General features: G+C 54.5%; 5 protein-coding genes and 1 CRISPR repeat array. All 5 genes read right to left on the bottom strand.

Going from position 1 to position 4,674, the window contains the following annotated elements:
- Nucleotides 1-91: 91 nt before the first annotated feature.
- The 5 genes from DC28_RS07445 to DC28_RS07425 all read right to left on the bottom strand — a co-directional run bounded on the left by DC28_RS07445 (nt 92) and on the right by DC28_RS07425 (nt 3,724).
- On the bottom strand, nt 92-709 hold the full coding sequence (locus tag DC28_RS07445) for a hypothetical protein (RefSeq protein WP_037547383.1): 618 nt from the start codon (nt 707-709) through the stop codon (nt 92-94).
- Between the two features lie 76 nt (nt 710-785).
- Entirely contained in the window at nt 786-1,505 is a 720-nt protein-coding gene (locus DC28_RS07440) for an alpha/beta fold hydrolase (RefSeq protein WP_156104619.1), read from the bottom strand.
- Between the two features lie 72 nt (nt 1,506-1,577).
- Nucleotides 1,578-2,933 carry an ion transporter gene (locus DC28_RS07435; protein ID WP_052078598.1) on the bottom strand — a complete coding sequence of 452 codons (1,356 nt, stop codon included), beginning with the start codon at nt 2,931-2,933 and terminating at the stop codon, nt 1,578-1,580.
- Nucleotides 2,934-3,173: 240 nt separating this feature from the next.
- The gene (locus DC28_RS07430; protein WP_037547379.1) at nt 3,174-3,443 is read right to left on the bottom strand and encodes a CopG family antitoxin; all 270 of its coding nucleotides are present in this window, start codon (nt 3,441-3,443) and stop codon (nt 3,174-3,176) included.
- On the bottom strand, nt 3,440-3,724 hold the full coding sequence (locus tag DC28_RS07425; protein ID WP_037547378.1) for a BrnT family toxin: 285 nt from the start codon (nt 3,722-3,724) through the stop codon (nt 3,440-3,442). Before DC28_RS07425 ends, DC28_RS07430 begins: the two co-directional genes overlap by 4 nt.
- A 240-nt stretch (nt 3,725-3,964) precedes the next feature.
- A CRISPR array of direct repeats spans nt 3,965-4,654; the repeat unit is 32 nt; unit sequence GTTTCAATCCGCGCTCCCGCACGGGGAGCGAT.
- Nucleotides 4,655-4,674 lie beyond the last annotated feature (20 nt).

Raw genomic sequence — 4,674 nt, 5'->3', positions numbered from 1 at the left:
ACCGAAGTGCAACCCCGGGGACCGAAGTGCAACCCCGGGGACCGAAGTGCAACCCCGGGGACCGAAGTGCAACCCCGGGGCAGGACACCGGCTAGTACCAGTCTGTAAGCATGGTCCGGATATTAGCAGTGCGTTCCTCGGATAACTCCAAGGGAGATGAAAAATCTATGGCACTGAAGTCGGCATAGACCTCATCCAGGAAGAGCTTTACGGCCTTATCCTGGGCATCCTGAATATGGAGGGCGCTTGAACCAAGAACCAGGTAGGGCTCGGCCAAGAAAATATCGCCCTTGCCGTTCAGAACATAGGCCATGGCCTGGATGGCGTATGAAATATCGTAGCTGCCGTGTTCGCTGACCAGCTTCTGCAGCAGGAAGATCATATAGTATTCATCATCCTGAATCACAGCTCCCTCGGACTTCTCCACCACGGGGTTCATGAAGGGCGAATAGGTACCAAAGGCATTTTGCAGGCTCAAGGCTAACGCGGGGGCCATATCGCTGTTCGGCCCGATGGCGGTTTTGGATACCGGGGCCATGGCAACAAAATCAGCGGACAACAGGGTATTCACATAGTGAATGGTGGGCTCGAATGTCTTCGGCAGCTCCTCATCGATCTGGGTCAGGCCGAAGCTGACACAACCGGACAAGAGCAGGGCTGCACAAGCAAGGCCCCACAGCCATGGTTTGGTGAGTTTTGGTAGAAACATGAAATCTCCTCCTGGGTTTTGGTTTCTGGTAATAAACCAAGTATAGGAGGGAGGGCAAAAAAATCAAATTTTTCGGTTAGAGGTGCTGCCTAAACCACTTCAGAAATTCCTGGGCCCAGGATTCCGGCAGGCTATGGCCACCGGGTAGTTCGATAACCTTGGTCGCGGGACATGCTACCTGGCCGGCGAACCACCGGGCCTCCTCGGCGGAGATGTGCTCATCCTGATCGGCGAAAATCAGCAGGCTCGGGCGCCGGGTGAACACCTCTCTATTATTATGGAGAGAATATTCATCGTCCGCATCCTTGTCCGGGGGCGGAACCGCAGCGCAGATACTTGCCACCTCCAGCCCCGGGGCTTGGCGGATCACCTCGCAGGCAACCTGGATTCCCCCGGAATAGGAGATCAGGTGGATCCGGGGTTGCTGCTTCCGGGCTCCGGGGGTTGGGTTTTCCGGGTTTTGGGGTGATTCGACTGCCACTCCAAGCTCACGGAGCATCCTGACGTAGACCCGGGCCGACTCTCCCAGGAAGTCCGGCCACAGCTCATCGCTGATATCCTCGGGGTCGAAGTCGGACTGCCGGGCTGCAAACCCCCCGTGGCCGTACTGGTCGGCGGCGATCCAGGGAATGCCCAGTTCGGAAAGCCCCCGGGTCACCAGGCCGCCGTGGGTGTAACCTCCGGGCTCGAGCCATTCATCCTTGGAGCTGCCCAGGCCGTGGAAGAGCAGGGCCACATTCCCGGGCAGGGGGCCCGAGGGGTTCAGGGTGCTGATAGTCGTGGTAGTTGAAATCATGGGGCATAGTCCTTTCTGGGGCATTCGAATCACCCTAAGAGGTTATTTAAAACGGAGCCTAACAATCGGCTCCTAAGACTTTTTCTTTTTGGCCGCAGCCTCGGTTTCCTTCCGGCGCTGCTCGGCCATTTTGGCCACCTCTTTGGCGAAGTCGGGATATTTTTCCAGAATCTTTTCGAAGGTCCGCTTATCCAGGGAGTAGAGGTCGCAGTACTCCCGGGCCTTGATGGTGGCGTTCCGGGGGCTGCTCAAGAGCAGGGCAATCTCCCCGAAAAAGGCTCCCTCCTGCAGGGTAGCATAGATTACCGACTCGTCCTCGGAAACCACATCCACCGCCCCCCGGCTGATGAAGTACATCTCCTCACCCAGCTCGCCCTTGCGGACGATGTAATCCCCGGGGGTGTACACCACGGGCCGCAGGTTCAGGATAATGTCCCGGATAAAGCTATGATTCGCCCCCTTAAAGAGGGGCACCTTGGTGATGATGTCCCGGTGCAGCTCCTGGCTTACCTGGATCTTCAGACTGAAGGGCAGCTCATCTACCACCGAGGATTCATCGTAGCCCCGGCGGCTCTCCCATAGATAGTCGTAATAGTCGTTGATCCGCTTGGTCAGGTCGTGGGGAATATTCCGGTACTTCAGGAAGGTATTGATCCGCTCCATCTTTTCCCGGTACTGGGACTTGGCGATGTCGATGTTGGCGATGACCGTCGAAATGTTACCAATTATGAACCCGTACATACCCACCCCGATGAACTGGGTAATGATGGTAAACAGCAGCTGCAAGGGATTATTCCGGTCCGGGGTAATATCGCCGTACCCCACGGTAGCCAGGGTCGTGACCGTCCAATAAAAGGCCTGAAGGTACCGCATCCCGTCGGGCAGATCCGCCGGCACCCCCCCCACCAGGATCATACCCGTGGCGATGATATGGGCAGCCAGAAGCAGCCAGAAAATCATCAACGCCAGGCGCATAACGTTGGGATTAATCTTCGTCTTCTTCAGCCTCCCGATTACCCGTGCCCCGGAAATCAGCTTAAGAATCCGGGTAATCCGGGCAAACCGCGCCACCCGGTTAATGGTCAGATAGGCCGGCCCGGCAAAGAGAAAGAAGGGCACGGCGGCAAAGAGGTCCAGCCAAAACCAGCCCTTCAGGTACCGCATCCGTATGCACTTCTTGTCGGTAACAAGCCGCCTCTTATCCACATACGCGGTATGGAACAGAATGATTATATCAGCAATAAACAGCAGGGTGATTCCAATGTCCACCAAAAGAAAAAACACCGAGTCTGAAAAATCAAATGCCAGATTCAGAGGCGCCAACACGGTGGCCAACACCGCCCCGGCCAACACCGCCCCGTCCCACCGCAGCTTCCACGGCGCATCCGGCGCAATGTAGAAATTCCGTAAATCCAATTTGGTAATCATACCAATACTATAAGAAATAATTGGCTGGGCAACCAGGGTTAGTTTTCGGGGGGGTGTGGTTAGCCCTCATTTCGGGCCCTGGAATGGGGCGGGAGGATGGCCTGCAGGTCGGTCGTTGGTATGGGGCAGGGGTGGTGGGGTGGGTTTCGAGGGTTTGAATAATGCAGGGGTAGGGGGATGCCGGGTGGGGCTTCATGGGGAGTGACGCCCGTGGGCGATGTTACAACATTTTACACACTATCATCCGCCTACTTCCTTCAGGTTACCCGTGACATATTTATGCAAGATACTGGTTACCAGGGTTTGATAGGGTATTCCTTCTTCCATGGCTTTTGCTTTTAGTGCCTCTACATCACGTTTTGATATGCGTATGTTTATTCTATGGTCTTTAACGGCAGTCTTTTTTGCTGCATTCTCTAGTTCCTGCTTTATATTCTTGAAATTAGTTGCTGGTTGCCATTCCCCAGCCTCAAGGGAATTCATTAGTTCTTTTTCTTTTTTCTCATTCATCCTTTGCTCCCTCCAAGATTGTATGCCTTGGTGTATTTTCTGCTTGGAAATAAGGTCTTCAAGAAGTAATCTCCATTCTCTTCCCGTGCGCATGGCACACACACCGCATAGCCATCAATATCGACGATCAGGATCAACTGGTTTTGATATCGTTCTTTGTTCGGATGTTCAAATACATCAACCAAATTACCCTCTTCTATGGCGACAACAATCCGCTCAAACGAAATACCCCTCTCGTTTTTGAGTTGATTGTTCTTATCCCCATTCCAGTAGAATGCCATAGCAATATGGTATGACTGCGTGTGCCTTATGTCAACGTTGAGTTGTCGAGTAGTTACGCTTCGAGGCTATGGCTTGGCGTTGGTTTAATACGATAGTGGCTCGGAATTTCGATTCAGCCGGCTAATAGGGAGGGATGACAGTACTGACTTCTGCCCTGGTAAGTGAACAAACTGGGTTGTAATTGTGCTCTCGAGCGAGGAGCGATACTGAAATTGCCCGGTACCAAACGTCATGGCGGAGTTTTAATCCGATTTTCGGCACGGGGAGCGATTTCGGCGAGTCTATTACAAACGTACAATGCTCCCGTTTCAATCCGCGCTCCCGCACGGGGAGCGATACAGCATAACACTAAAAATCGGTTACGTTACCGGGTTTCAATCCGCGCTCCCGCACGGGGAGCGATCGGGGCTCGTGTTCTCATGTTTGCCTGGATAACAGTTTCAATCCGCGCTCCCGCACGGGGAGCGATTGGCAATGGCGGATTAGCATGGGTTGATTTCTTTGTTTCAATCCGCGCTCCCGCACGGGGAGCGATGGGGTTCTGTGGATTTTTCCGTCGGTGAGGAGGGTTTCAATCCGCGCTCCCGCACGGGGAGCGATGCGGACAAATATAGGCCAATTTGCAGATTAGAGAGTTTCAATCCGCGCTCCCGCACGGGGAGCGATGTGCTGTATCGGAATCAGCCAGACACCTTGAGCATGTTTCAATCCGCGCTCCCGCACGGGGAGCGATCTGGGTTCTGCCAGATTGGTGGTTCTGCCCCTGGGTTTCAATCCGCGCTCCCGCACGGGGAGCGATTTGCACGGGATCACTACTGAGCGGGCGCTCAGAGTTTCAATCCGCGCTCCCGCACGGGGAGCGATCCAACCGGACCGTATTAACCGGACATCGGCCATGTTTCAATCCGCGCTCCCGCACGGGGAGCGATGCTTTTCCCATCACTGCTTC

Origin of the sequence: Spirochaeta lutea, from assembly GCF_000758165.1 — a bacterium.
Taxonomy (GTDB): Bacteria; Spirochaetota; Spirochaetia; order DSM-27196; family Salinispiraceae; genus Spirochaeta_D; species Spirochaeta_D lutea.
Note: the sequence above shows the minus strand (reverse complement) of the source record. Positions and strands in the feature narration are given on the sequence as shown.